Here is a 24,671-nt window from a genome sequence, read left to right on the forward strand (position 1 = left end):
CTGGCAATACAAAATTACATGCCATGATCCATATTCAACACCTATCCAAGACGTACGCCACGCCGCATGGCCGCTTCGAGGCCCTGCGCGACATCAACCTGCACATCGAGCAGGGCGAGGTGTTCGGCATCATCGGTCCCAGCGGGGCCGGTAAAAGTACGCTGGTTCAGTGCATCAACCTGCTCGAGCGCCCCGACCAGGGCTCGATCACCATCGGCGATCAGGTCCTGACCGGCCTGTCCGAGGCGCAGCTGCGCAGCCAGCGCCGCCGCATCGGCATGGTGTTTCAGGGCTTCAATCTGCTGGCGCGCCGCACGGTCTATGGCAACGTGGCGCTGCCGCTCGAGATCGCCGGCGTGGCACGCGCCGAAATCCCGGCCAAGGTGGAGCGCCTGCTGGCGCTCGTGGGCCTGGAGCACCTGCGCGATCGCTATCCCAGCCAGATCAGCGGCGGCCAGAAGCAGCGCGTGGGCATCGCGCGCGCGCTCGCCAACGACCCCGACGTGCTGCTGAGCGACGAGGCCACCTCGGCGCTCGATCCCGAGACCACGCACAACATTCTCGCGTTGCTGCGCGACATCAATCGCAAGACCGGCGTCACCGTCGTGATGATCACGCACCAGATGGAAGTGGTGCGCGAGATCTGCGATCGCGTGGCGGTGCTGTCGCAGGGCGAAGTGATCGAGCTGGGCCGCACGCAGGACGTGTTCGCGTCGCCGCGCCACGAGGTCACGCGGGGCATGGTCTCGGCCGCCACCGCCTCCGACCTGACCGACGGCACGCTCACCGCGCTGCAGGCGCGCATCGCCGCCACCGCAGCCGCGAACCCGGGCCAGGCCGTGCGCCTGTGGCGCCTGGCGCTGGCCGGCAACGACGCCACCGGCGCCGTGCTGTCCGATCTGTCGCGTCAGTTTGCGCTCGACATCAGTCTCGTCCAGGCCCGCGTCGAAGACATCAAGGGCGTTGCCGTCGGCACGCTGTTCGTATTGGCGCAAGGCGCGCCGCAGGCGGTCGAGGCGGCGCGCGCCGCCCTCATCGCCCGTGAAATCACCGTAGAAGAAATTGCTCATGAGTCCGCAACTGATCGACCTGCTTATCACGTCGCTGCTTGAAACCCTGCTGATGGTCGGCGTGGCCGGCGGGATCGCGGTGCTGGTGGGCATTCCGCTCGGCGTGATCCTGATCGTGACCGCCCGCGGCGCGCTGCTCGAAAACCTGGCCGTCAATGGCGTGCTGGGCCTGATCGTGAACGCCACCCGCTCGGTGCCGTTCGTGATCCTGATGGTCGCCATCATCCCGTTCACCCGCTGGGTGGCGCAGACCTCGATCGGCACCACCGCGGCAATCGTGCCGCTGGCCGTGGCCGCGATCCCGTTCATGGCGCGCATCGCCGAGAACGCGATGCGCGAGATCGATCCCGGCCTGATCACCGCCGCGCGCGCCATGGGCGCCTCGCCCATGCAGATCATCGCCAAGGTGCTGCTGCCCGAAGCCCTGCCGGGCCTGGTGGCCGCCACCATCGTCACCATCGTCAGCCTGATCGGCTACTCGGCCATGGCCGGCGCGATCGGCGGCGGCGGCCTGGGCGACCTGGGCATCCGCTACGGCTACCAGCGCTTCCTGCCCGAAGTGATGCTGGCCGTCGTGGTGGTGCTGATCGTGCTGGTGCAGGCCGTCCAGAGCTTCGGCGACTGGCTGGTGCGCCGCATGTCGCATCGCTGAACCCGTTTCGATTTTCCGTTTTTCACCCCACACCCGATCCCTCCTCCTGGACTACACCGCATCATGAGCATCAAGTTTCTGAAGTCGCTGGCCGCGTTCGCCGTGGGCGCCGCCGTTATCGCCCAGCCGGCCCTGGCGCAGGACAAGCCGCTGAAGATCGGCGTGACCGCCGGCCCGCACGCCCAGATTTTCGAAGTGGTGAAGCAGGAAGCCGCCAAGCAGGGCCTGAACCTGCAGGTCATCGAATTCAGCGACTACGTGCAGCCCAACGTCGCGCTGGCCGCCGGTGACCTGGATCTGAACAGCTACCAGCACCAGCCCTACCTCGACAACGCCAATGCCGACCGCAAGTACAACCTGGTCAGCGTCGGCAAGACCGTGATCTTCCCGATCGGCATCTACAGCAAGAAGATCAAGAGCCTCGACGAGCTCAAGGACGGCGCGCGCATCGGCATCCCGAACGACCCGACCAACGGCGGCCGCGCGCTGCTGCTGCTGCAAGACAAGGGCCTGATCAAGCTGCGTCCGGAAGCCGGTCTGAAGGCCACGCCGATCGACGTCGTCGAAAACAAGAAGAAGCTGCGCTTCATCGAACTCGACGCCGCCCAGCTGCCGCGCTCGCTCGACGACACCGACGCCTCCGCCGTGAACACCAACTTCGCGCTGGAAGCCGGCCTGGATCCCAAGAAGGACGCCATCGCCCAGGAATCGCCCGACTCGCCGTACGCCAACGTGCTGGTCGTGCGCGCCAAGGACAAGGATCGCGCCGACATCCAGAAGCTGGTGTCGATCTATCACAGCGCCCCGGTGAAGGAATTCATCAACACCAAGTACAAGGGCGCCGTCATCGCCGCCTGGTAAATCACCAGCCGCGCTGCCGCGTGTCAGCGAAGCCGCCCGAGAGGGCGGCTTTTTCGTGCGGTGGCGACGCGCAACGACGCGCGCGTGCGCCCGTCAGCCGCGCCGCAGCGGGCCCTTTCCCGGGCCGAATGCGCCGCGCCGGGCCGCCCTGGCTTGACCCACTTCGGCAAATCAGCCATAATGTTTGGCTTAGGTTGGGTTGTTAGCTCAGTCGGTAGAGCAGCGGACTTTTAATCCGTTGGTCGCGAGTTCGAGTCTCGCACAACCCACCAACAATATCAGAGGGTTGCGTGCTATCACGCAGCCCTCTTTCTCTTTGTGCCGGGGAAACGTGCCAATCTTCCCCAGCGCGTCCCGTAGATCGTCGGTCGCCAAGTGCTCGTAGCGTTCGGTATTCACCGCCGACTTATGCACCAGCACCGACTCGACCGTGTGCAAGTCGACGCCTGCGGTAATCATTGCGCTGGCAGCGCTGTGGCCCAAGTCGTGAAAGCGCAAATGGCCGAGCCCGGAGGCTCAAGCAGCCTCCTTGAATTGCTTGGACGTCCAATACTTGTCCTTCATCGGCACGCCAAGTGAGTACCAGATTTTCGGATGGACTGGCGCATGACGCGGCTCGCCGTTCTTGGTATACGCCACGACACACATTTCGTCCTTCACCACGGCGCCCAACATCGTCCATCCGCATGCCGCCGCTATAGAACGCGGGGAGGATCGCCGCTCGAGCAGACCGGCACCGACATGCGCGAGCGACGCGTACCATATCCTCTCGACTCGGAAGTTGCCGGTGCTCGTTGAGCAGAACGGGATGTGACCTTCTCTGCCGTCTCGGTATATCGGCATGATGCCAGGTACTCCGCCAGGTCTTCCTGGGTGAACACGATCCGAGTCCGATCCGGTGACAGGGGAGCGGCCCGCTTGGGGCGGCCGGATCACACTCTCGGTTTGGGTGAAGGCGCCCATCGCTGGGGATTGCAACGTGGCTTGCTTGAACGGACGCAACCCTTCGTTCCGTTCTTACGTGACCACGTTCAAGGCAACGAGGCGGGGGGACGTAGGAACAGGAGCGCATCACGCTGCCGATCGCCCAATAAATCGTCGTCAACTGGGATTGCAGTACCGGCCTGGGCTGCTCGTGGTCTTTGACTTTGGCAGCGGCACCGCCTCCGAGGCGCAAAGGATATCTGGCTGCGGACCGAATCCAAGCGAGTGAGCGGTACTGTTCGGATGGTTGGCACAAACGGCGCGACCTTCGAATTGGGCGGGTCCCGGCTCGAGCGTTGGGGGGCAGGCCACGCCATTTGAGAACAGGCCTACACTGTCGAGCTTTCTCTTTGTCAGCGGTACTGCCAATCGGGGCGCCTTTTGTTCAGATGCGCGGCATGCGCGGCACCCCGACCGTTATATTCCCGGGTGCGATTACGATTCGAGATCTCGTGGCCCGCTCAAACTTCACCGCGATGACTCCGAGCGCGGTTGGCTCCCTCATACTGAGCGCCAACGGCGGCTTTGTGGTGGCTTTCATGGGTTTCACTGGCCTGGCGATGAACCGAGGATGCGCTGCGGCGGCCTCCAACCCCCCTGGCCTCTGATTCTGTAATTTAGGAAATGAGTATGAACCTACTTAAGATATTGGTGCGGTGTTGGCTGCTGGTGGCCGCTTCCGCTGCGGTGGCGGGCGATGAGTTCTACCTGAATGTTTGCTGTCAGAATGGCAACTATCGCTTGGCACGCTTCGGGGCTGACGGCCTGCAAAATCCTCCGACACCGGTCGTGGATGGCTCCAACATCGGCAGCGGCATGATTAGTGCTGCGTGGCCCTCGGCGCTTAAAGTGGGCTCCGAGACGTGGCTTTATTCCAGCCGTCACAATGGCAGGCAATGGCACGATGTGGGACTATGGAAATCGGCCGACGGTGGGCTTACGTTCAAGTTGCACGGCTCCGTGTTTGCGCCGAATGCTTCAGAGCCTCAGGGGATTGGCCCGGCGCAGGTGTTCTATGACGGCAGTTCCGCGCGCCCGTTCAAGATGATTTATCTGGTTCGCGGCACTCCGGTGGGTACGACACTGCGCCTCGCCGATAGCACCGATGGGCAGAACTGGACGCGCGTGGGCGACGTTCTTACCTCCACCGAGCCATTCGAGGCCACGGGCGTATCCCCTAGCTGGGTATTCCAGAACGAGAACGGAGAGTGGGTGCTGCTTTACCATGCCTACGAGTCTCTGGATAAAGCTCACGCCGCAATTGCCTACGCTCCGAGCCTTGGGACTCCCTTCGCCAACAAGAAGATTATCTACAGTCCGGACGGCAAGCAGCATGCCGTAAGCGGTGCACTGAAATCGTCCAATGTCGCCACGGTGTCGGGAACTGTTCTTATCGGTCAACCGCATGTTCTGCGTGCCAACGATGGCAGCGCAATGGAACCGGTTATCCCTGTGAAGCAGGTGGGAACGACCGTCTACTTCGACCGCCCACTGTTGGCGGCATACCCGTCGGGCACGATGGCGAGTGTGCTGAGAAATAAGGTGGATCCATCCTACGTCGTAAAGGAAGCGGACGGCACGTACATGGCGTACTTCACCGGCTATGGGCAATTCCCCGGCGTGCTGAGCGAATATACAGCGCGGTTCAGGTCGCCCGCCCTGACCGGGCCATGGACGGCCGCCAAGGACGGATTCGGCTTCCAGCCTTGGGCGCCGGACTCCATCCTCAGTACCGAGAATCCTGCTGCAGTAATCCAGGCGCAATAAGGCGCCCCGACTACCTGCTTCGGCAGGTTTTTTTAAGCCCCAAGAACGGTGGGGCCGAAGCTGAGCGGATGCGGGTTTCCCGGCGGGTCCGGGAGTTCGAGCCGGGTGTTCGGTCAGTATTGCGAGCGCCAGTCACGCAGTGGCAATTCGTTGCGATGGTTTCGTTGGCCGACAACCTCGGTGTGAAGGCTTTTTCACTGTCGAAACTGACGCGGCCGGTGAATGCCGGTCAAGCTTCGGAAGGGACTGATCAGTTTCCAAGTTGGGACAAAGCCGCGGGCAAGTCCATGCGTGGGCGTCGGCGCCGCCGTGCTTCAGAACAGGCGCTGTTTCTCGGTTTCGGAATTGCCCAGGCGCTTCAGATTGAAGACAAGACCGCATGATCGCCGCCATTATTACCCACTGCCATTCGAGTACTGGACCTGGATCGCGGGCAGCATCGGCATTGTGGCCGTCGTCCTCGGCGTCCGCCGTTATCTCGATGTGAGTAGTGGGCTTTGGTCAGCCCAAGTGCGATTTCGCAGAGCTCTTAGCCCGAGCCTACGCTCACCAACTTGCCATCCTCAAATTTGAACGGTACTTGATCAAACCAGATCACGTTCTCTTCCTTCTTGATAAACGAGTGCTCAGTGCCGAGTCTTACAGAGGCTGCCTGAAGCTTCTGAAAGACTTCGCTCTCCGGCATTCCCACCCAAGCGACCTCCAAAAGCGTATTGAGCTGTCGTATTACGGAGGCATCTAGTTCGGTGCCCGCGGAAACATATGTCAATGTGATTGACCGGTCGATCCACAGGTACGCAAACAGGGTGCAGGCGCACAGAGATAACGCCAACGCGATAGCTAGAATCTTAGTTTTCATACAGGTCACCGTCCCGCATCAAACGCGTCTCTCGCAAAAGTCCGGAAATGATTGGCGCTCCACGGCTTCCGGCTGTAGCTGCCCCGGTTTCGGTCGTTCGCAACTCTCTCCGCAAGTTCGTAAACTGCGTTTTCGTCGGCATCGGGATCGCATGTCAGTTGGGGGGTGTGTGCCGTGGCCGACTTGCCGCGACAACGCCTCGTGCAGCGCATCCATCGAACGAGGAGTGGGCTGGCCGACCTTTCCGATCGCCAGGTCCGGAATCTCTACTCGGCGCACGTTACCTTCGTCTGTCGCCAGTCGAGTGCCTACTATATAGCGGACCGTCGGATCTCACCGTCCGTATTCGTAGTACCTGGTCGCGGCCGTGGAGCAATCCGATGGTGCTTGTTCGCCTGCACCGTCGGAGTTGCCGATGGGACGTCAGGGCAGGCTGCGCGCGGCGCAGTGGCTGCGGTGCGCGGCATCGGTGGCGCAGCTCATCGAATAGGCGCCGTCGCCGTCGATGTGAATGCCGGCGCTGCCCGAGGGCAGTGCCGATTGCGGCGCGCCCGCACCCGTGCCTTCGGACAGCGCGCGCCGGCGGGCTTCGGCATCGGCCGACTGCCGCAGGTGTTGCAGGCGCTGGGTTTCGCGCCGCTGCGCGTCGTCTTGCAGGGCCTTGCGCAACGCGGGGCCGAAGGCTTCCTGCGCGGGCGATGCGGGTGATGCGCCCGGGGTGTGCGGGGCTTCGACCGGTGGCCGCAACGCGCGCAACTGATCGGCATCGATCTGGACGTAGGGCGGTTGTGCGCGGGGCACGGGGCCGATGGCGCCCGCGAGCAGGATCAGGGCCAGGGTGGTAGGGGGCATCGCGGCTCCGGGGCTACATGCAACGAAAAGGGGTGGCCGTGGCGACGGCGGCGAAGCGCGACGCCGCTGCACTGCGCGGCCGGCCGCGCAGCGCCTGCCGGGCGCCGCGCGGGGCCCTGTCGGCGTCGGCGGGGCGATCCGCGCCGGGTGCCGCAGGGGATCGCCCGACGCGGTCGCCGACGCGGTCGCCGACGTGGCCGGCGGCGTGGTCACCGACCCCGGCGCGCGTATCCGTGCGGTCGGTGCCGCCGTGGTGGCGGGTGCCGGCCCGGCCGGACGGGGCGTCGCGGGTGATGCCGGCGAGCGGCAGCGTGAGGGTGCGCATGATCATGTGCTCTGAAGCTGAGAACACTCGAGCATAGGGACCGCCTCGCACGAAAGGCTCGCACAAACGCGCATCGCAAATCCGATCCCGGCCCGCGGCCGGGCCGCGCCGCAAGCGCCAGGGCTGGCGTTCCGTTGCGCGCTCGATAAAATCAGTCAGCACTGTTCGTCTTTTCAGACGTACGGGCGCCTACACGGGAAGCGCATGTCCACCATCGATCCGAACCGCTCCAACGTCGTCAAGCTGGACCGTCGCGCGCGCATCCGGCGCCGCACGATCCCGGCCGTGGTGGTCGCGGGCGTGGTGCTCGCCGTGATCGTGCTCACCTTCCTGATCGCGGGCACGATGCGCGAGCGCACGCCCAACTGGCGCGAGCGCGTGACCACCGCCACCGGGCAGCACAGCGCCGTCTACATGCCCGATGGCTCGTTCATCGCCGCCAACGGCAACACCGCGTTGCTGGCGCAGGTCTATCCGCGCCGGCGCGAGATCACGCTCTCGCAGGGCGAGGCCTGGTTCCAGGTGAGCTACGAATACATGGCGACCTTCGTGGTGCGCACCGGTCTCGAAGGGGTGGAGATCACGCCCGCCTCGAGCGCCCACGAGGACTATGCGTTCAACGTGCAGTACGTGCCCGACACGACGCTGTCGGTGCAGGTCGAGCGCGGCCCGGTAAGGGTGCGCACGCGCACGGCCGGCGCGCGCGAGTTCATCGAGCTCAAGACGGGCGAGGGCATCACGGTGGACCTGCCGGGACGCAGGCACCAGATCGGCCGCATCGATCCCGACCACGTGGGCGGCTGGCGCGACGCGAGCGCCACGCCGGCCGCGACCTCAGCGCGGTAGCGGCAGCACGGCCGTCGCCTCGATCTCCACCAGCATGCCGTCGAGCGCGAGGCGCGGCACCGGGATCAAGGTGCAGGCCGGCGCGAGCCGCTGCTCGCCCCAACGCCGCAGGACCTCCGCGCTGTAGTGCGCGAGCTTGGCCTCGTCGTGATCCACCACCAGCAGTTGCAGGCGCACGATGTCGCCCAGGCCCGCGTGCACGCCGCGCAGCGCGGTCTCGACGTTGTCGAACGCCTGGCGCAACTGCACCGCGAAGTCGGGCGAGAGCTCGCCCTGCGCGTTCTCGCCGCCCTGGCCGGCCGCCAGCACCCAGCGCGCGGGCGTGTCGGCCACGGCCACGTGCGAGTAGCCATTGGGGCGCGGGTCGTAGAGACCCGGGGGGTTGAAGAAGACCGGGCCGGGATGGCTGGCGGGCAGGGCGGTGGGGGCGATGGCCATGGTGGCGTCTCCGGGGCGGGCCGCACGCGCGGCTCGCGAATAAAGGGAGCGCCAGTATCGGACTTCAAGTGGGCTTGAGGTCAATCGCCCGCGCCGGAAAACAGTGTTCCCCGGCGTGCTCTCGGCGCGACACCGTGCTGTTTGCGCGTGCTCAGGCCGCGCGCGGGTGGCCGGGATGCAGCGGGTTGTTGGGCCCGCGCTCGTCGGGACCGTCGTCGGCGGGGCCGACGGGATCGTTGCCGGCGTCGGGGCGCGGCGCCAGCGCCGCGAGGCCGAGCGCCAGGCGCAGGCGCTGGCAGTCGGGATTGACCTCGCCGTCGGGCGCCCACACCTCGAACTCGCGGCAGGGCGTGGGCCGCAGCGGGTAGATGTCGCAGCTGATGCCGGGCTGGCCGAGCTCGCCGCGCAAGGAGACGCAGCGTCCGCCGCCTTGCTCGGTGCCTCTCATGCAGGCCCGCAACGGCCCGATCTGCGTCACCAGCTCCGGCGGCACCAGGCCGCCGTCGTCGCCCGCGATCTCACCGCAATAGAACGACACGCGGAAATGGGCGCAGCAGGCCCCGCAGGACAGACAGGGATTCGGGTCGAACGACACGCCTTCGAGCGAGGCGGGGAGGAGGGGCGGATGCGACATGGCGGGATCCTGGGAACGGCGCGGCGAGAGCGCCGGCCGGGCGCAGATCGTAGCAGGCTGGCCGGGCCGCGGGTAGCCCGCAAGTGCCTGAAATCGCGACGGAAACGCCCGGTGTTGGCGCCGTGCAACGTGCTCTCCGGGTCACGCCGGCCACGCGGCGCGCGGCGCCCGGGTTAGCATGGCGCGGCCACGCACATCGGGAGAATCGCATGAAGGCACGCACGGATTTCGCAGACGGCAAGGCGCGCTGCGGCTGGGTCGATGAGTCGGACATCTATCGCGACTATCACGATGAGGAGTGGGGCCGCCCCGTTGCCGACGAGCGCGCCCTGTTCGAGCAGCTTTGCCTGGAAGGCTTCCAGGCCGGCCTGAGCTGGCGCACCATCCTCAACAAGCGCGAGGCGTTCCGGCGCGGCTTCGCGCGCTTCGACCCGAAGAAGGTGGCGCGCTACACCGAGGCCGACGTCGAACGCCTGCTGGCCGATGCCGGCATCGTGCGCCATCGCGGCAAGATCGAGGCGGTGATCAACAACGCCCGCCAGCTGCTCGAAATGCACAAGCGCGGCGAGTCGCTGGCGCAGCTCACGTGGGCGCATGCCCACGCGCCGCGCGATCCCGCGGCGGCCTTCGAGGTCCGCGCCACCTCGGCGCAGGCCACGGCCCTGTCGAAGGCGCTCAAGAAGCTCGGCTGGTCGTTCGTCGGCCCCACCACGGTGTACGCGTTCATGCAGTCGGTCGGCATGGTCAACGACCATCATCCCGACTGCCATGCCTGCGCGCCCTGCGACCGCGAGCGCGCGGCCTTCGCGTCGCCCGCATGAAGGCAGAACGCATCCAGCAATGACGGCTGGTTGCGGTTTGTATCGATCGGCCCGCCATGGGTTTGCGAGGGGACAGGTCTGCGATACCCTGGGTTGAAACTGGGCCGGCGCGTGTCCTGACCGGCAAAGGGCGGACAGACATGACTCGAACTCGCAAAACCCTGATTGGTCTCTTGATCGTGGTGCTGCTGGTGCCGGTGATTCTGGTCGTGGTGGTGGCCACCATGGACTGGAACCGGTTCAAGCCCACCATCAATGAGCGCGTTTCCGCGGCCATCGGCCGCCCCTTCGCCATCAGCGGCGACCTGAGCGTGAAGTGGGCACGCGAGCCCGCCGAGGGCGGGTGGCGCGGCTGGGTGCCCTGGCCGCACGTCAGGGCCCAGGAGATCACCGTGGGCAACACGCCCTGGGCCGACGCGCCCAACATGGCGTCGCTCAAGGAAGTGTCGTTCCGCCTCTCGCCCCTGCCCCTGCTCGCGCACACCGTGCGCATCCGCAGCATCCAGCTCACCGGTGCGGTGGCCGATCTGCAGCGCCGTGAAGACGGCGAGGCCAACTGGGTCTTCAAGATGCCCGAGACGGGCGAGCCCTCGCCCTGGAAGATCGACATCGACGAGATCGGCTTCGACCAGGGCAAGATCCACTACAAGGACGTGCCGCTCAAGGCCGACCTCGAGGTGCTGGTCGATCCGCTCGGCAAGCCGGTGCCGTTCGCCGAGCTCGCGGGCGCCGCGGCGGCCGGCGAGCCCGGCAAGGAAACCCCGCGCGACTACGTGTTCGGCTGGAAGGTGAAGGGCAAGTACAAGGACCTGGCCGTGCAGGGCGAAGGCAAGGTGGGCGGCATGCTGGCCCTGCGCGACGGCAACCAGCCGTTCCCGGTGCAGGCCGACGTGGCCGCCGGCTCGACCAAGGCGTCGGTGGTGGGCACCGTGACCGATCCGCTCAGCCTCGGCGCGATCGACCTGCGTCTCAAGCTGGCCGGCAATTCGATGGCCAACCTCTATCCACTCACGGGCGTCACGCTGCCCGACACGCCGCCGTATTCCACCGACGGCCACCTGACCGCCAACCTGCAGGATCCGAACGGCCCGGTGTTCGACTATCGCGGCTTCAACGGCAAGGTGGGCGCCAGCGACCTGCACGGCGACCTGCGCTTCGCGCTGCAGGCGCCGCGCCCCAAGCTCACCGGCAATCTCAACTCCAAGCTGCTGCGCATCGACGACCTGGGGCCGCTGATCGGCGTGCAGTCGGGCGCGGGCACCACCGCCAAGACCGTCAAGGCCGAGGGCGAGAAGACCCGCGCGCAGCCGGCCGACAAGGTCCTGCCGGTGCAGGAGTTCCGCACCGACCGCTGGCGCGATATGGACGCCGACGTGGCGCTGAGCGCGGCCAGCATCATCCACAGCAGCAAGCTGCCGCTGTCGGGCCTGGAGACGCGCGTGGCGCTGCAGGACGGGGTGCTCAACGTCGACCCGCTCAAGTTCGGCATGGCCGGCGGCCGGCTGGACGCCGCGGTGCGGCTCGATGGCTCCAAGACCCCGATGGGCGGCCAGGCGCGCATCTCGGTGCGGCGCCTGCAGCTCAAGCAGCTGTTCCCCAACGTGGAGTCGATGCAGAAGACGCTGGGCCAGCTCAACGGCGACACCACGCTGGCGGGCACCGGCAACTCGGTCGCGGCCCTGCTCGGCACCGCCAACGGCGACCTGCGGATGCTGGTCAACGATGGCGTGATCAGCCGTTCGCTGATGGAGATCGCGGGCCTGAACGTGGGCAACTACGTGGTCAACAAGCTGTTCGGCGATGACGAGGTCAAGATCAATTGCGGTGCGGCCGACCTCAGCATCAAGTCGGGCCTGATGAAGACCAACCTGTTCGTGTTCGACACCGAAAACGCGCTGGTGACCGTCGACGGCACCGTGAACTTCAAGAACGAGACCATGGATCTCGACATCACGCCGGACAGCAAGGGCTTCCGCATCTTCTCGCTGCGCTCCCCGCTGTACGTGCGCGGCACCTTCAAGAACCCCAAGCCCGGCGTGCACGCGCTGCCCCTGGCCGCGCGCGGCGCCGGTGCCGTGGCCCTGGGCGTGGTGCTCACGCCCGCCGCCGGCCTGCTGGCGCTGATCGCGCCCAGCAACAACGACGACACCAACCAGTGCGCCGAGCTGTTCGCCCGCATGAAGCAGGCGCCCGGCAAGAAGACCCCGCCGCCCGCGCCGGCGAAGAAGTAAGCTGGCCGCCCCGGTTGTTGCGCAATGTCTGCGCAATGGTCGGGGCGCCGGGCGCAAGACCGATTTCGAGGCCGTCGCCACAAATTTGTAAATTTTCGGGGGTGAGTTGGACAGAACCGAAAATTCATGTATGATTCGGCCTCTCGCAATTGCAGCGGTTCTGCGGCGGGATCGGCAAGCAAAGCTTGTTGATCGCGAAGTTGGATAACACTGCATGCGTCGGGCTGTTAGCTCAGTTGGTAGAGCAGCGGACTCTTAATCCGTAGGTCGAGTGTTCGAGCCACTCACAGCCCACCAGAATTTCTTTGCCTCTTGCTTCGAAGAGGTGAAAAACAAAAAGCCACCTTCGGGTGGCTTTTTGTTTTGGCTCGTCCATCGTATCGGTGGCGGCCTCGCCCTCATCGCGTCTCGCTCACCGTGCAGCGCGCGGTGAAGGTGCCGCCGGTGGCGTCGTCGCGGGCGTTGGACGGGCCGTGCAGCGACGCGAGCAGGAGGCCCTGGGTGGGGTAGAGGGAATAGACCATGATCTCGGGCCCGTCGGGCACGAGGAAGGTGATGAGCGAGGGGCGGGCGTCGATGACGTCGGCGGGCTGTTCGCCGGCGGGCCGGGCCGGATCGGTGGAGGTGTGGCGGATCGTGCCCTGTTCGGGCCGGGCGCTGTCCCACACCAGCGTCCAGGTGCTGTTCCGATAGCCTGACTTTTCCTGCACGGGCTGGGTCTTGCCCTTGGGCACGTGGAAGAAGGTGCCTTGCGGCGCCTTGCATTCGGCGCTGAGTCGCGCGGCCTGGGCGGAGCCGAGGGCGGCCGTGGCGAGGCTCGCGGCGAGCAGCGAACGTATTGGCACGCGGGGCATGGTCAAAGCTCCTGTGACGCGGGGGCGTGCGGCCCCCGGGTGGGTCGACAGGGGACTTTATCACCTCGCCGCTGCGGCGCACCCCGCCCAGGAAGGCGGGCAGCTGCGGCGCGAGGAAGGCTGGCGCCTCATCGTTCCAAGCATCGCCACGCGCGCTCGCGCCCATTCGTCGCGGATGCTCCCGGCGTCGGTGCGAAGACCGGAGCAGCAGCAACGCGACAGCCGGCGCGCGCAATCGCTGCGCTTCAAAAAGTCCGAAACGGCCCCGCGTGACGTGGGGTATCGGGTCTTCCGAGAACCCCTACACCTCATAGGGTGACAGAGGAAGAAAAGCCCTTCCTGCAGGGGTTTTCCAGCATGCCGGACACCCTGGCTCCATCCTTCCCTTTGTGCGTACCATGCGCCCGTCGATGGATCGGGAAAGCGCGCGCTGCGCGTGGTGACCGGCCATCGATCGTGACCCGCCATGGCGCAGGCATGGCCCGGGTCGCTCGCAGTTGCAGCGTTTGTTGCTTTGAGTCTCAGCGGCCCATGCGAGCCGCCCATCCAGGAGATCACGATGAAACGACTGATGCAATGGGCTTTGCCTTTGATGGCGGCCTGGTTCGGTGTGTTGCTGGCCGCAGCGCCGCTGCAGGCGGGGGCAGGGGAGGTGCGCGTGACGGTGGCCGAGTACAGCGCCAAGACCGGGCCGTACTTCGCCGAGGTCAAGAAGGAATTCGAGGCGGCCAATCCGGGCATCACCGTGAAGTTCGAAGTGGTGCCGTGGGATGTGCTGCTGCAGAAACTCACCACGGACATCAGCGCCGGCACCAACGCGGACCTGTCCATCATCGGCACGCGCTGGTTGATCGACTTCGTCCGCCAGGGCATCGCCGAGCCGCTCGACGGCTTCATGTCGCCGGCGTTCAAGGGCCGTTTCATCGAGACCTTCCTGTCGCCCTCCATCCTGCAGGGCAAGACCTACGGCCTGCCGATCGCCGCCTCGGCGCGCGCCCTCTACTACAACCAGGCGCTGTTCGAGAAGGCGGGCATCAAGGGGCCGCCGGCCACCTGGGAACAACTGCGCGACGACGCGCGCAAGCTCAAGGCGGTGGGCGCGTTCGGCTACGGCATCCAGGGCAAGGAGATCGAAACCGACGTCTATTACTACTACGCCATGTGGTCGTACGGCGCCGAGATACTGGGCAAGGACGGCAAGTCGGGCCTGGACTCCCCGGGCGCGATCGCCGCGGCCAAGCTGTACAAGTCGATGATCGACGAGGGGCTGACGCAACCGGGCGTCACGTCCATGAGCCGCGAAGACGTGATGACGCTGTTCAAGCAGGGCAAGGTCGGCATGATGATCACCGCGCCGTTCCTGATGAACCAGATCAAGGAAGAGGCGCCGACGCTGCGCTATGGCGTCGCCGCCGTGCCGCGCGGCCCGACCGGTCAGCGCGCCACCTATGGCGTCACCGACTCGATCATCATGTTCAAGAACGCGAAGAACAAGCAGGAGGCCTGGAAGCTGCTGGACTTCCTGTTCACCACCCAGCAGCGCGCCAAGTTCACGCAGAACGAGGGCTTTCTGCCGGTCAACAAGGAAGAGGCCAAGCTCGACTACTACGTCAAGAACAAGGGCCTGGCCGCCTTCACCAGCCTGTTGCCGGACGCCCGCTTCGCCCCGGTGATTCCCGGCTGGGAGGAGATCGCGCAGATCACGTCCGATGCCGTGCAGAAGATCTATCTGGGGCAGGGCGACATCGAGGCCACCCTCAAGGGTGCCGCCGCGCGGGCCAACACCGTGATGAAGAAGTGAGGCGCGCAGCGCATCCCCTGCCATGAGCGAGCTTTCGATACCCGCGACCCGGCAGCGTGCGCTGCCTTACCTGCTCATCCTGCCTGCCGGGGTGCTCACCGCCCTGGTCATCCTCTGGCCCCTCCAGGAGTTGATCCAGATCGCGACGCACCAGGCAGGGCGCTTTGGCCAGTTGCACGAATTCTCCGGGCTCGAGAACTTCTTTTCGCTGTTCAACGACCCGGAGTTCATGCCCACGCTGTGGCGCACGGTCGTCTGGACGCTGCTGGTCGTCGCGGGCACCCTGGTCATCGCCATCCCCACGGCCATCCTGCTCAACACGGACTTCTACGGGCGTGGCCTGGCCCGGGTCATCATCATGCTGCCCTGGGCGGTGTCGCTGACCATGACCGCCGTGGTGTGGCGCTGGGCGCTGGGCGGGGAAAACGGCATGCTCAACGCCGCCCTGAGAGACTGGGGGCTGATCGGTCACAACATCCAGTGGCTGGCCAGCGCCACCACGGCCTTTCCGGCCCAGGTGGTGATCGGCATTCTCGTGAGCGTGCCCTTCACCGTGACCATCTTCCTGGGCGGGCTCAGCGCGATACCGGGCGATCTGTATGAGGCCGCCGCGCTGGAGGGGGCCTCGGCCTGGCAGCAGTTCAGGCGGATCACGCTGCCGCTGCTCAAGCCCTTCGTGAACATCGCCATCGTGCTCAACACGATCTACGTGTTCAACTCGTTTCCCATCATCTGGGTCATGACGCAGGGCGGGCCGGCCAACTCGACGGACATTCTCGTGACCTATCTGTACAAGCAGGCCTTCCGCATCGGCAAGCCCGGCGAGGCCGCGGCGGTGTCGCTGATCACGCTGGCGATCCTGCTCTTCTTTGCGGTGATGTACGTGCGGCTCGTGATGCGCGGCAGGGAGCAGGCGGCATGAGGGGCCGCCGGTTGCTGCGCTCGCTGCTGATCTGGCTGTTGCTCCTGCCGCTGGTCATCGTCACGCTGTTCCCCTTCGCGGTGATGTTCGTCACCGCGGTGAAGGCGCCTGCGGAGGTGGCCACGCCCTCGTGGTGGCCCGGCAGTTTCCACTGGGCCAACTTCGCCGACATGTGGGTCGCCACCGGGTTCGGCCATGCGCTGTGGAACTCGCTCTACGTGTCGGTGCTGGCCATGGTCGGGGCGCTGGTGGTGGCCACGCCCGCGGCCTACGCCATGTCGCGCTTCCGGTTCGCGGGGCAGGGCGGCTTCCGGCAGTTTCTGCTGGTCTCGCAGATGATCTCGCCCATCGTGCTGGTGCTGGGCCTGTTCCGGCTCATCGCCGCGCTGGGGCTGGTGGAGAGCACCACGGCGGTGGGCGGCGTGTATGTGGCGTTCAACGTGGCGTTCGTGGTGTGGATGCTGCAGAGCTATTTCAACGCCATCCCGCCGGAGCTCGAAGAGGCGGCCTGGATGGAAGGCGCGAGCCGCTGGGTCGCGCTGCGCAGGATCTTCCTGCCGCTGTGCCTGCCCGCCATCGCCGTCACCGCCATCTTCACCTTCATCAATGCCTGGAACGAGTTCATCGTGGCGCTGACGATGCTGCGCAGCCAGGAAAGCTACACGCTGCCCATCCGCCTGTTCGCGCTCGTCGCCGGCCGCTACACCATCGAGTGGCATCACGTCATGGCCGCCGTGCTGCTGGCGACGCTGCCTGTCGTGGTGGTGTTCTCCTGGCTGCAACGGTATCTGATACGGGGCATGGCCATGGGTGCCGTCAAGTAGCGGGCGCGAGCATGGTGCACGATGCCTTTCTTCATCGAACCGTGGTCATCACCGGCGCGGGCGGCGGCATCGGCGCCGCGCTGGTTGCGCTGTTCCACGCCCGGGGCGCGCGCGTGATCGGCTGCGACCGGACGCTGCAGGCCCTGGACGATCCGAAGATCGACGCGCGCCAGGTGTTCGACCTGAGTCGGCCCGCCGAGTCGGCACAGGCCGCCCACGCGTTGCTGGCGCGCGAGGGCGTGCCCGACGTGCTGGTCAACAACGCGGGATGGTCGCGTGCCGATACCCTGGCGGACCTCGACATGGACGCCCTGCGGCGCGAAATCGATCTGAACCTGACGGGCGTGATGGCCTTCACCAACCCGCTGGCGCAGGCGATGGCCGCGCGCGCCGGCGGCAGCATCGTGTTCGTCTCTTCGGTGAACGCCATGGCGCACTTCGGCAACCCCGCCTATGCGGCGGCCAAGGCCGGCATCAACGCGTATGCCAGGGCCCTCGCGGTCGAACTGGGCGCGGCAGGTGTGCGCGCCAACACCGTGTGCCCGGGCACCACGCGCACCCCCGCCTGGGACCATCGCATCGGCGCCCGGCCGGAGGTGCTGCGCCGATTGACGCGCCTGTATCCGCTCGGGCGCGTCGTCGACGCCGCGGAGGTGGCGCAGGCGGTGGCCTTTCTGGCCTCCGATCTTGCGAGCGGCATCACCGGCGTCGCCCTGCCGGTGGACGCCGGCCTGACCGCGGGCTGCCTGCCCTTCATCCACGACGTAATGGGAGAGTGAGTCGCCATGACCGACGTTTCAATCCGTGCACTGAGCAAGTCGTTCGGCCGACAGGCGATTCTCAAGCACATCGACCTGGATATCGCGAGCGGTGAATTCGTGGCCCTGGTGGGGCCGTCGGGGTGTGGCAAGTCCACGCTGTTGCGCATGCTGGCCGGGCTGGAGACCATCAGCGCCGGCGACCTGCTCATCCAGGGCGTGCGCGCCAACGGCATTCCACCGCAGCAACGCAACATCGCGATGGTGTTCCAATCCTATGCGCTGTTTCCCCACCTCGACGTCGCCCGGAACATCGGCTTCGGCCCCGCGATTCGTGGCGACAGCGCGGCGGTGGTCAAGGAAAAGGTGCACAAGGCGGCCGGCATGCTGAACCTCTCGGCGCTGCTGGAACGGTATCCGCGCCAGCTCTCCGGCGGGCAGCGCCAGCGCGTCGCGATGGGGCGCTCCCTGGTACGCGAGCCCGCCTTGTTTTTGTTCGACGAGCCGCTGTCCAACCTGGACGCGCAGCTGCGTGTCCAGATGCGCACCGAGATCAAGGCCATGCACCAGCGGCTGGGCTGCACCATCGTGTACGTGACGCACGACCAGATCGAGGCGATGACCATGGCCGATCGCATCGTGGTATTGCACAACGGCGAGCTCCAGCAGGTCGGCAAACCCCTGGAGCTGTACGATCGGCCCGCCAACCGATTCGTGGCCGCGTTCATCGGCTCGCCGTGCATGAACTTCCTCAAGGGCACGGTCCTGCGCGCCGACGACGGCGCGTGGTTCCAGATCGCGGGCAGTGGCGAGCGCCTGCGCCTGCCCGACGACTGTCCCGCCGCGGCCGCCGCCGGCGCGGTGGAGATCGGCATCCGACCCGAGCACTTCCGCATCGAAGACCCGTGCGGCCCGGGCGCGCGCCTGCAGGCCGACGTGGTCGAGCCCACCGGCCCCGAGACCTGGGTGTACGGCAGGCTGGGCGACAACACGGTGCGTCTGGTCGCGCGCACGCGCCTGGCCCTCAGGCCGGGGGATGCGCTGCCGGTCAGCGTTGCGCCCGCGGACATCCGCCTGTTCGACGCGGCGACGGGGCTGTCGCTGCACGGACCGGCGCCCTGAGGCCTCGCTCCGAGGCCGTAAGCGTGGCCTGCCGCGCCGGGCCACGTCCGGCCGCCCGGGGCCACCATTCTCGAAACGAGAACAATCTCTTCTCCTGGCGGCGGATTCTCTCGCGGGGTCAGGATTCTTAGACTTCCTCTCAAGCGTCGGGATCAGCCCGAGGCACCCAACCCCGAGAGGAAGTCACCATGAAGCTCTATCACCATCCCCTGTCCGGCCATGCCCACCGTGCCCGTCTGCAGCTCGCCCTGTTCGGCATTCCGCATGACCTGATCGAAGTGGACCTGGCCGCGGCCCAGCACAAGTCGCCCGAATTCCTGAAGCTCAATCGCTTCGGCCAGATTCCGGTGCTGGTCGATGGCGACGTGGTGATCTCCGATTCCAATGCCATCCTGGTGTACCTGGCCCGCAAGGCCGGCAAGACCGACTGGCTGCCGTCCGACCCGGTGCGCGAGGCGGCCGTGCAGCGCTGGCTCTCGGTGGCGGCCGGCGAAATCGCCTACGGCCCGGCCGCGGCGCGGCTGGTGACGGTGTTCGGCGCCAAGTTCAACACCGACGAGGTGATCGCGCGGGCGCACCGCATCCTCACGCTGATCGACGCCGAACTGGAGGGCCAGGACTTCATCGTCGGCGCGCGCCCGACCATCGCCGATGTCGCGCTCTACAGCTACATCGCCGGCGCGCCGGAAGGCAACGTCGATTTGTCGCACTACCCGCAGGTCAATGCCTGGCTGCGCCGCATCGAAGCGCTGCCCGGCTTCGTCGGCTTCCAGAAGACCGCCATCGGCCTCGCGGCCTGACGGCAGCGGCCGGATCCGGCAAAGGAGCGCACCATGACCATGCAGCACAGCACACCGCCCGCGGCCCCGGCCGCCACCCCCTGGCACGCCGGCGAGCTGGCGCTGCAGGACAAGGTGGGCGTGAAGGAAAAAATGGACGGCGTGGGCCGCCGCGTGGTGCGCAGCTACATGCCGGATCAGCATCGCGCCTTCTACCAGCAGCTGCCTTTCATCGTGGTGGGCACGGTCGCGCCGGATGGCGACGCGTGGGCCTCGTTCGCCTTCGGGCGCCCGGGCTTCATGCAATCGCCCACGCCGAACACGCTGCGGCTCGACACGGTGTTCGACCCGCGCGACCCCGCGAGCCTGGGCGTGGTCGATGGCGGCGGCATCGGCCTGCTGGGCATCGAGCTGCACACGCGGCGGCGCAATCGCATGAACGGCACGGTGGGCGGTGCCTCGGCCCAGGGGTTCGAGGTGGCGGTGGCGCAGAGCTTCGGCAACTGTCCGCAGTACATCCAGCTGCGCGATTTCGAGTTCGTGCGCGCGCCCGGCGTGTTTGCCGAGGCGGCGCCGCAGGAATCGACCGGGCTCGACGCGCGGGCGCGCGCCATCATCGAGCGGGCCGACACCTTCTTCGTGGCCTCGTATGTGGACGGCGAGTCGGGCCGCCAGGTGGACGTGTCGCACCGCGGCGGCAAGGCCGGCTTCGTGCGCATCGAGGCGGATGGCCGGCTGACCATCCCGGATTTCGCCGGCAATCTGTTTTTCGCCACGCTCGGCAATTTTCTCGTCAATCCGCGCGCCGGGCTGGTGTTCGCCGACTTCGAGACCGGCGACATGCTGCAGCTCACGGGCGAGGCCGAGGTCGACCTCGATTCGCTCGAGATCGCCGCGTTCCAGGGCGCGGAGCGGCTGTGGCGCTTCACGCCGCGGCGCGTGATCTTCCGCGCCGGCGCGGCGCCGCTGCGCTGGCGGTTCCAGGACGGCGGCTGGTCGCCCAACGCGCTGATGACCGGCGACTGGGACGAGACGGCCAGCCGGCTGAAGGCCGCGGAACGCGCGCAGGCCTGGCGCCCGTTCAGGGTGGCCGCGCTGGTGGACGAGAGCGCGACCATCCGCTCCTTCCATCTCGAGCCGGCCGATGGCGCCGGCCTGATTCCGCACGCGGCGGGCCAGCACGTGCCGATCCGGCTGCAGCTGCCCGGCGAGGCGCGGCCGCTCGTGCGCACCTACACGCTGTCGACCGCGCCGTCGGATGGGCGCTATCGCATCAGCGTCAAGCGCGATGGAGTGGTGTCCCGCCACCTGCACGATGCGGTGCGCGTGGGCGACGAGATCGCGCTGCGCGCGCCGGCCGGCCAGTTCACGATCGACGCGGCCGCGCCGCGGCCCGCGGTGTTGCTGGCGGCCGGCGTGGGCGTGACGCCGATGTTGGCGATGCTGCGCCACGTGGTCTACGAGGGGCTGCGCAAGCGCCGGGTACGCCCCACCTGGTTCTTCCAGTCGGCCCGTTCGCACGACGATCTGGCGTTCGGCGACGAGCTGCGCCAGCTGGAAGACGCGGCGCAGGGCGCGGTCAAGGTGGTGCGCGTGCTGAGCGACGGCGCCGACGCCGAGGCCGGGCGCGACTTCGACCTGACCGGCCGGATCGACACCGCGCTGCTGCGCAAGACGCTGCCCTTCGACGATTTCGATTTCTATCTGTGCGGCCCCGCCGGGTTCATGCAGGCGATGTACGACGGCCTGCGCGGGCTGGACGTGGCCGACGCGCGCATCCATGCCGAGGCGTTCGGCCCCTCCGGGCTCGTGCGCAACGTGGCCGTCGCCGAGCCCACGGCGCCGGCGCGCGCGCCGGCGGTCGAGGCGGTGCCCGTGGCATTCGTGGCGAGCGGCAAGGAGGCGCGCTGGCAGCCCGGCGCAGGCTCCCTGCTCGAACTGGCGGAGTCGCGCGGCCTGGCGCCGGCCTATGGCTGCCGCAGCGGCAGTTGCGGCAGCTGTCGCGCCAAGGTGGTGGAGGGCGCGGTCGCCTACGCCAGCGCGCCGTCCTTCATGGTGGCGGACGACGAGGCGCTGATCTGTTGCGCGGTGCCGGCCCATCCCGACTCGGGCGGCGGCGCGCGCCTGCTGCTCGAGATCTGAGCAGGCGGGCTGTTATGCTCTGCGCGATCGTTTTCCCTTCTTCGGGCTGACATGGACAGGCACCAGGCAATGACCACCTTCGTGACGGTGGTCGAAACGGCGGGCTTTGCATCGGCGGCGCGCAAACTCAAGGTGTCGCCGTCGGTCATCAGCCGGGTGATGGCGGAGCTGGAGGCGCACCTCGGCGTGCGGCTGCTCACGCGCACCACGCGGGTGGTGAAGGTCACCGATGCCGGCGCCGCCTATTTCGAGGATTGCCGGCGCATACTCGGGGAGATCGACGCGGCCGAGCTGGCGGTGGGCGGGGCCAACGCCACGCCGCGCGGACAGCTCACGGTGACCGCGCCTGCGCTGTTCGGCCGGCTGCACGTGATGCCGGTGGTGCAGGATTACCTGACGCGCTATCCCTCTGTGAACGTGAATTGCTGGTTCCTCGATCGCATCGTGAACCTGGTCGACGAGGGCGCGGACGTTGCGATCCGCATCGGCGAGCTGCCCGACTCCACGCTGCAGGCCGTGCCGGTGGGCAAGGTGCGGCGGCTGCTGTGCGCCTCGCCCGCCTACCTGAAGAAGCACGGCACGCCGCGCGAGCCCGCCGAGCTGGCCGCGCACACCACCATCCAGATGACCAGCCATTCCGGCGCGCCCGAATGGCGCTTCCTGAGCGCGGGCAAGACCTACCCGGTGGCGATCCAGCCGCGGCTCGTGACCACCACCAACGATTCCGCGATCGTCGCGGCGCTGGCCGGCGTGGGCATTGCGCGCGTGCTCTCGTACCAGGTCACCGACGAGCTGGCGGCGGGCGCCCTGCGCATCGTCCTCGCCGAGCACGAGCTCACCCCCCTGCCGGTGCAGGTGGTGCACCGCGAAGGCAAGCATCCCAACCAGAAGGTGCGCGCCTTTCTCGATCTGGCGATCGACCAGCTGCGCGCCCGCGCGCCGATCTGGCAGCGCTAGCGCGGCGCGGCGGTTGCCGCGCCGGCGTATCGATGCGCGGGCAGCAGCGGCCCGCGCGCCGCACTCAGAAGCTTTCCCAATCGTCGCCCGCGGGCGCCGTCTTGCCGTTGCCGGGGGCCGGCTTCGCCTGCGCGCCCAGCTGCGGGCGGCGCTTGACGGTGGCATCGGTGGCCGAGGCCGACCGGGCCGCCGGCGTGCGCGCCGTGGGCCGCGCGGCGGGGCGGGCGGTGGAGGGAGCGGCACGGTGGACCGGTGCGGCCGGCGCGTGCGCCGTGGCTGCCGGGGAGGATTCGACGCGCGCCGCCTGCGCGGGCGCGCCCGGCTGAGGGGCGACCTGCGCCGGCGCAGCCGGCAGCGTTGCGGGCGGGGGCGGCGCGGCCTTGCGCGGCGCATCGCTGCCCAGGCGGAACACGCTGACCAGCTGGACCAGCCTGGCGGCCTGTTCGTTCAGGCTGATCGCGGCGGCGGCCGATTCCTCGACCAGCGCGGCGTTCTGCTGCGTGGTCTGGTCGAGCTGGTTGATCGCATCGCCGACCTGCGAGATGCCCTGGCTCTGCTCGTGGGCGGCGGCGCCGATCTCGCCGATCAGGTCGGCCACGCGTCGCACCTGCGTCACGATGTCGTCCATCGTGCTGCCGGCCTCGGTCACGAGCTGCGCGCCGGTCTCGACCTTGCCGACGCTCTCGCCGATCAGCAGCTTGATCTCCTTGGCGGCGCCGGCGCTGCGCTGCGCCAGCGCGCGCACCTCGCTGGCCACCACGGCGAAGCCGCGGCCCTGCTCGCCCGCACGCGCGGCCTCGACCGCCGCGTTGAGCGCCAGGATGTTGGTCTGGAACGCGATCGAGTCGATCACGCTGATGATGTCGACGATCTTGCGCGAACTGGCCGAGATCTGGTCCATCGTGCTCACGACGTTGCCCACGACTTCGCCGCCGCGCGTGGCGGCCTGGCTGGCGGAGCCCGCCAGTTGCGAGGCGGTGCCGACGGAATCCAGGTTCTGCTTCACCGTGGCGTTCATCTGCTCCATCGAGGCGGCCGTCTCCTCGACGTTGGCGGCCTGTTCCTCGGTACGCTGGCTCAGGTCGGTGTTGCCCGACGAGATCTGCGTGGCGCCGGTGGCGATCGATTCGCTGGTCTGGCGCACCTGGCTCACCAGGTTCGCGAGGTTGGCGCGCATGGCCTCCATGTTGGCCAGCACGCTGGTGCCGTCATTGGCGCGCAGATCGACCTGCACGGCGAGGTTGCCGGCCGCGACTTCCTGCGCGACGCGGGCCGCGTAGGCGGGTTCGCCGCCGAGCTGACGCATGACCGAGCGCACCAGCCAGGCGCCCAGCAGGCCGCTGATCAGCGCGCACAGCGCGATCAGCACGGTGAGGGTCCAGAAGGTGCGCTTGACCGCAGCGGCGGCCTCCTCGGTGTCCTGGCGCGCCATGTCTTCCTGGCGCTTGGCGGCGTCCATCAGCAGGTTGCGCACCGCGATGTGCAGTTGGGCGGAATCCTTGTGCAGGTCGGCCATCGCGGCCGGGTCGCCGCGATCGGCCATGCCCTGGATCACGCCGACGGCGCGCTTGTACTGGGTCCAGGTCTGCGCCAGCTTCGCGCCCAGGTCCTTGAGCGCCGGGTCGGTCGATTCGGATTGCAGCAGGCGCATGGCCTCGAGCACCGTCTTTTCCGATTCCTCGTTCAGGCGCAGCTCGTTGTCGCGCGCCTTGCGGTCGGTCTGGATGATGTAGACATACATGCGGCGGAAGTGCGTCGCGCCCTGGCGGGCGGCGTCGAGCACGGTGCGCACCGGCACGACCGTGTCGGTGTACATCGCGCGCTGCTTGTTGCTGACGCTCCAGAGCTGCTGCATGGCGATCACGCCGACGGCGAGCAGGGTGGCGATGAAGAACAGAACCAGCGCGATCAAGGTGGTTCTGAGGGAAAGATTGCGTAGTTTGGCCATGGGTCACACATTTGGGGCGCGGAATGCGCCGAACGTGACCCACTAGAACATACGGTGATGCGGTGCAATATGGGGAATACGGGCCATATCCCGGGCGATGGCGGGGCGCCGCGGCGGTCTTCCCGCTATCCGGGAAAAGGGCGGCTAAGTCGTTGAATTGACGAATGACTGGTCGGTATTCGAGCGCCGGTGACCGGCGCGGATTGCATGCACTTTGACGGCCG

At 67.4% G+C, this 24,671-nt stretch carries 24 protein-coding genes, 2 tRNA genes and 1 pseudogene; 18 read left to right on the forward strand and 9 right to left on the reverse strand.

Annotated features, from left to right (window positions below):
- Positions 1-23: 23 nt before the first annotated feature.
- From CEG14_RS04095 to CEG14_RS04110, 4 genes are all read left to right on the forward strand, one after another.
- Positions 24-1,112 carry a methionine ABC transporter ATP-binding protein gene (locus tag CEG14_RS04095; RefSeq protein WP_094825051.1) on the forward strand — a complete coding sequence of 363 codons (1,089 nt, stop codon included), beginning with the start codon at positions 24-26 and terminating at the stop codon, positions 1,110-1,112.
- The gene (locus CEG14_RS04100; RefSeq protein ID WP_094825052.1) at positions 1,069-1,722 is read left to right on the forward strand and encodes a methionine ABC transporter permease; all 654 of its coding nucleotides are present in this window, start codon (positions 1,069-1,071) and stop codon (positions 1,720-1,722) included. The genes CEG14_RS04095 and CEG14_RS04100 overlap by 44 nt, the downstream gene beginning before the upstream one ends.
- A gap of 63 nt (positions 1,723-1,785) precedes the next feature.
- Positions 1,786-2,583: a MetQ/NlpA family ABC transporter substrate-binding protein gene (locus tag CEG14_RS04105; protein WP_094825053.1), complete on the forward strand. Its 798-nt coding sequence runs from the start codon at positions 1,786-1,788 to the stop codon at positions 2,581-2,583.
- Between the two features lie 196 nt (positions 2,584-2,779).
- A tRNA-Lys gene (locus CEG14_RS04110) sits at positions 2,780-2,855 on the forward strand.
- Between the two features lie 109 nt (positions 2,856-2,964).
- On the opposite strand, the pseudogene CEG14_RS26775 reads toward CEG14_RS04110, so the two are convergent.
- Positions 2,965-3,081, reverse strand: a pseudogene (locus CEG14_RS26775) (tyrosine-type recombinase/integrase); the annotation flags it as partial.
- A gap of 18 nt (positions 3,082-3,099) precedes the next feature.
- Positions 3,100-3,258 (reverse strand): hypothetical protein, encoded by a 159-nt coding sequence (locus CEG14_RS26235; protein ID WP_179280530.1) that lies wholly within the window; start codon positions 3,256-3,258, stop codon positions 3,100-3,102.
- A 939-nt stretch (positions 3,259-4,197) separates the two neighbouring features.
- Here CEG14_RS26235 and CEG14_RS04120 point away from each other — a divergent pair.
- Together CEG14_RS04120 and CEG14_RS25625 are read left to right on the forward strand one after the other, a co-directional pair.
- On the forward strand, positions 4,198-5,334 hold the full coding sequence (locus CEG14_RS04120) for a hypothetical protein (RefSeq protein WP_143277165.1): 1,137 nt from the start codon (positions 4,198-4,200) through the stop codon (positions 5,332-5,334).
- A 68-nt stretch (positions 5,335-5,402) separates the two neighbouring features.
- Positions 5,403-5,717, forward strand: a complete 315-nt coding sequence (locus tag CEG14_RS25625; RefSeq protein WP_373454174.1) for a glycoside hydrolase family protein — start codon at positions 5,403-5,405, stop codon at positions 5,715-5,717.
- A 146-nt stretch (positions 5,718-5,863) separates the two neighbouring features.
- Here CEG14_RS25625 and CEG14_RS04125 read toward each other — a convergent pair whose 3' ends face one another.
- From CEG14_RS04125 to CEG14_RS04135, 3 genes are all read right to left on the reverse strand, one after another.
- A complete protein-coding gene (locus CEG14_RS04125; protein ID WP_094825055.1) occupies positions 5,864-6,193 on the reverse strand; it encodes an Imm58 family immunity protein in 330 nt (109 codons plus the stop codon).
- Between the two features lie 423 nt (positions 6,194-6,616).
- Positions 6,617-7,045, reverse strand: coding sequence for a hypothetical protein (locus tag CEG14_RS04130; RefSeq protein ID WP_094825056.1), 429 nt, complete (start codon positions 7,043-7,045; stop codon positions 6,617-6,619).
- Positions 7,046-7,058: 13 nt separating this feature from the next.
- Positions 7,059-7,376 carry a hypothetical protein gene (locus CEG14_RS04135; RefSeq protein WP_094825057.1) on the reverse strand — a complete coding sequence of 106 codons (318 nt, stop codon included), beginning with the start codon at positions 7,374-7,376 and terminating at the stop codon, positions 7,059-7,061.
- A gap of 198 nt (positions 7,377-7,574) precedes the next feature.
- Between CEG14_RS04135 and CEG14_RS04140 the strand changes: the two genes are divergently transcribed.
- On the forward strand, positions 7,575-8,216 hold the full coding sequence (locus tag CEG14_RS04140; RefSeq protein WP_094825058.1) for a FecR domain-containing protein: 642 nt from the start codon (positions 7,575-7,577) through the stop codon (positions 8,214-8,216).
- Here the strand turns inward: CEG14_RS04140 and CEG14_RS04145 are convergent.
- Both CEG14_RS04145 and CEG14_RS04150 read right to left on the reverse strand, forming a co-directional pair.
- A complete protein-coding gene (locus CEG14_RS04145) occupies positions 8,205-8,654 on the reverse strand; it encodes a RidA family protein (protein WP_094825059.1) in 450 nt (149 codons plus the stop codon). The genes CEG14_RS04140 and CEG14_RS04145 overlap by 12 nt on opposite strands.
- A gap of 151 nt (positions 8,655-8,805) precedes the next feature.
- Positions 8,806-9,288 (reverse strand): YkgJ family cysteine cluster protein, encoded by a 483-nt coding sequence (locus CEG14_RS04150; RefSeq protein ID WP_094825060.1) that lies wholly within the window; start codon positions 9,286-9,288, stop codon positions 8,806-8,808.
- A 209-nt stretch (positions 9,289-9,497) separates the two neighbouring features.
- Here CEG14_RS04150 and CEG14_RS04155 point away from each other — a divergent pair, with 209 nt between their 5' ends.
- The 3 genes from CEG14_RS04155 (at position 9,498) to CEG14_RS04165 (ending at position 12,637) form a co-directional block, all read left to right on the forward strand.
- The gene (locus tag CEG14_RS04155) at positions 9,498-10,109 is read left to right on the forward strand and encodes a DNA-3-methyladenine glycosylase I (RefSeq protein WP_094825061.1); all 612 of its coding nucleotides are present in this window, start codon (positions 9,498-9,500) and stop codon (positions 10,107-10,109) included.
- A gap of 140 nt (positions 10,110-10,249) precedes the next feature.
- A complete protein-coding gene (locus CEG14_RS04160; protein ID WP_143277167.1) occupies positions 10,250-12,340 on the forward strand; it encodes an AsmA family protein in 2,091 nt (696 codons plus the stop codon).
- Between the two features lie 221 nt (positions 12,341-12,561).
- Positions 12,562-12,637, forward strand: a tRNA-Lys gene (locus tag CEG14_RS04165).
- Positions 12,638-12,738: 101 nt separating this feature from the next.
- Here CEG14_RS04165 and CEG14_RS04170 read toward each other — a convergent pair.
- Positions 12,739-13,194 carry a hypothetical protein gene (locus tag CEG14_RS04170; protein WP_094825062.1) on the reverse strand — a complete coding sequence of 152 codons (456 nt, stop codon included), beginning with the start codon at positions 13,192-13,194 and terminating at the stop codon, positions 12,739-12,741.
- Positions 13,195-13,753: 559 nt separating this feature from the next.
- Here CEG14_RS04170 and CEG14_RS04175 point away from each other — a divergent pair.
- The 8 genes from CEG14_RS04175 (at position 13,754) to CEG14_RS04210 (ending at position 22,499) form a co-directional block, all read left to right on the forward strand.
- Positions 13,754-14,995: an ABC transporter substrate-binding protein gene (locus CEG14_RS04175; RefSeq protein WP_094825063.1), complete on the forward strand. Its 1,242-nt coding sequence runs from the start codon at positions 13,754-13,756 to the stop codon at positions 14,993-14,995.
- A 22-nt stretch (positions 14,996-15,017) separates the two neighbouring features.
- Complete coding sequence (locus CEG14_RS04180) at positions 15,018-15,917, forward strand: carbohydrate ABC transporter permease (protein ID WP_094825064.1); 900 nt, start codon at positions 15,018-15,020, stop codon at positions 15,915-15,917.
- Entirely contained in the window at positions 15,914-16,741 is an 828-nt protein-coding gene (locus CEG14_RS04185) for a carbohydrate ABC transporter permease (protein ID WP_094825065.1), read from the forward strand. The genes CEG14_RS04180 and CEG14_RS04185 overlap by 4 nt, the downstream gene beginning before the upstream one ends.
- Before the next feature lie 11 nt (positions 16,742-16,752).
- Positions 16,753-17,520: an SDR family oxidoreductase gene (locus tag CEG14_RS04190; protein ID WP_094825066.1), complete on the forward strand. Its 768-nt coding sequence runs from the start codon at positions 16,753-16,755 to the stop codon at positions 17,518-17,520.
- A gap of 6 nt (positions 17,521-17,526) precedes the next feature.
- Entirely contained in the window at positions 17,527-18,621 is a 1,095-nt protein-coding gene (locus tag CEG14_RS04195; protein ID WP_094825067.1) for an ABC transporter ATP-binding protein, read from the forward strand.
- Positions 18,622-18,809: 188 nt separating this feature from the next.
- Complete coding sequence (locus CEG14_RS04200; protein WP_094825068.1) at positions 18,810-19,421, forward strand: glutathione S-transferase family protein; 612 nt, start codon at positions 18,810-18,812, stop codon at positions 19,419-19,421.
- 33 nt (positions 19,422-19,454) lie between these two features.
- Positions 19,455-21,542, forward strand: a complete 2,088-nt coding sequence (locus CEG14_RS04205) for a 2Fe-2S iron-sulfur cluster-binding protein (protein ID WP_256985574.1) — start codon at positions 19,455-19,457, stop codon at positions 21,540-21,542.
- A 51-nt stretch (positions 21,543-21,593) separates the two neighbouring features.
- Entirely contained in the window at positions 21,594-22,499 is a 906-nt protein-coding gene (locus tag CEG14_RS04210) for a LysR family transcriptional regulator (RefSeq protein ID WP_094825069.1), read from the forward strand.
- Positions 22,500-22,563: 64 nt separating this feature from the next.
- On the opposite strand, the gene CEG14_RS04215 is transcribed toward CEG14_RS04210, so the two are convergent.
- On the reverse strand, positions 22,564-24,447 hold the full coding sequence (locus tag CEG14_RS04215; RefSeq protein WP_094825070.1) for a methyl-accepting chemotaxis protein: 1,884 nt from the start codon (positions 24,445-24,447) through the stop codon (positions 22,564-22,566).
- Between the last annotated feature and the right edge of the window lie 224 nt (positions 24,448-24,671).

It is taken from the genome of Bordetella genomosp. 1 (genome assembly GCF_002261335.1).
Lineage (GTDB): Bacteria > Pseudomonadota > Gammaproteobacteria > Burkholderiales > Burkholderiaceae_B > Bordetella.

Bases quoted from the DNA above. Each gene is read 5' to 3' on its own strand.
- CEG14_RS04095 (WP_094825051.1), top strand. From the start codon at position 24: ATGATCCATATTCAACACCTATCCAAGACGTACGCCACGCCGCATGGC.
- CEG14_RS04100 (WP_094825052.1), top strand. From the start codon at position 1,069: ATGAGTCCGCAACTGATCGACCTGCTTATCACGTCGCTGCTTGAAACC.
- CEG14_RS04105 (WP_094825053.1), top strand. From the start codon at position 1,786: ATGAGCATCAAGTTTCTGAAGTCGCTGGCCGCGTTCGCCGTGGGCGCC.
- CEG14_RS26235 (WP_179280530.1), bottom strand. From the start codon at position 3,258: ATGTTGGGCGCCGTGGTGAAGGACGAAATGTGTGTCGTGGCGTATACC.
- CEG14_RS04120 (WP_143277165.1), top strand. From the start codon at position 4,198: ATGAACCTACTTAAGATATTGGTGCGGTGTTGGCTGCTGGTGGCCGCT.
- CEG14_RS25625 (WP_373454174.1), top strand. From the start codon at position 5,403: ATGCGGGTTTCCCGGCGGGTCCGGGAGTTCGAGCCGGGTGTTCGGTCA.
- CEG14_RS04125 (WP_094825055.1), bottom strand. From the start codon at position 6,193: ATGAAAACTAAGATTCTAGCTATCGCGTTGGCGTTATCTCTGTGCGCC.
- CEG14_RS04130 (WP_094825056.1), bottom strand. From the start codon at position 7,045: ATGCCCCCTACCACCCTGGCCCTGATCCTGCTCGCGGGCGCCATCGGC.
- CEG14_RS04135 (WP_094825057.1), bottom strand. From the start codon at position 7,376: ATGATCATGCGCACCCTCACGCTGCCGCTCGCCGGCATCACCCGCGAC.
- CEG14_RS04140 (WP_094825058.1), top strand. From the start codon at position 7,575: ATGTCCACCATCGATCCGAACCGCTCCAACGTCGTCAAGCTGGACCGT.
- CEG14_RS04145 (WP_094825059.1), bottom strand. From the start codon at position 8,654: ATGGCCATCGCCCCCACCGCCCTGCCCGCCAGCCATCCCGGCCCGGTC.
- CEG14_RS04150 (WP_094825060.1), bottom strand. From the start codon at position 9,288: ATGTCGCATCCGCCCCTCCTCCCCGCCTCGCTCGAAGGCGTGTCGTTC.
- CEG14_RS04155 (WP_094825061.1), top strand. From the start codon at position 9,498: ATGAAGGCACGCACGGATTTCGCAGACGGCAAGGCGCGCTGCGGCTGG.
- CEG14_RS04160 (WP_143277167.1), top strand. From the start codon at position 10,250: ATGACTCGAACTCGCAAAACCCTGATTGGTCTCTTGATCGTGGTGCTG.
- CEG14_RS04170 (WP_094825062.1), bottom strand. From the start codon at position 13,194: ATGCCCCGCGTGCCAATACGTTCGCTGCTCGCCGCGAGCCTCGCCACG.
- CEG14_RS04175 (WP_094825063.1), top strand. From the start codon at position 13,754: ATGAAACGACTGATGCAATGGGCTTTGCCTTTGATGGCGGCCTGGTTC.
- CEG14_RS04180 (WP_094825064.1), top strand. From the start codon at position 15,018: ATGAGCGAGCTTTCGATACCCGCGACCCGGCAGCGTGCGCTGCCTTAC.
- CEG14_RS04185 (WP_094825065.1), top strand. From the start codon at position 15,914: ATGAGGGGCCGCCGGTTGCTGCGCTCGCTGCTGATCTGGCTGTTGCTC.
- CEG14_RS04190 (WP_094825066.1), top strand. From the start codon at position 16,753: ATGGTGCACGATGCCTTTCTTCATCGAACCGTGGTCATCACCGGCGCG.
- CEG14_RS04195 (WP_094825067.1), top strand. From the start codon at position 17,527: ATGACCGACGTTTCAATCCGTGCACTGAGCAAGTCGTTCGGCCGACAG.
- CEG14_RS04200 (WP_094825068.1), top strand. From the start codon at position 18,810: ATGAAGCTCTATCACCATCCCCTGTCCGGCCATGCCCACCGTGCCCGT.
- CEG14_RS04205 (WP_256985574.1), top strand. From the start codon at position 19,455: ATGACCATGCAGCACAGCACACCGCCCGCGGCCCCGGCCGCCACCCCC.
- CEG14_RS04210 (WP_094825069.1), top strand. From the start codon at position 21,594: ATGGACAGGCACCAGGCAATGACCACCTTCGTGACGGTGGTCGAAACG.
- CEG14_RS04215 (WP_094825070.1), bottom strand. From the start codon at position 24,447: ATGGCCAAACTACGCAATCTTTCCCTCAGAACCACCTTGATCGCGCTG.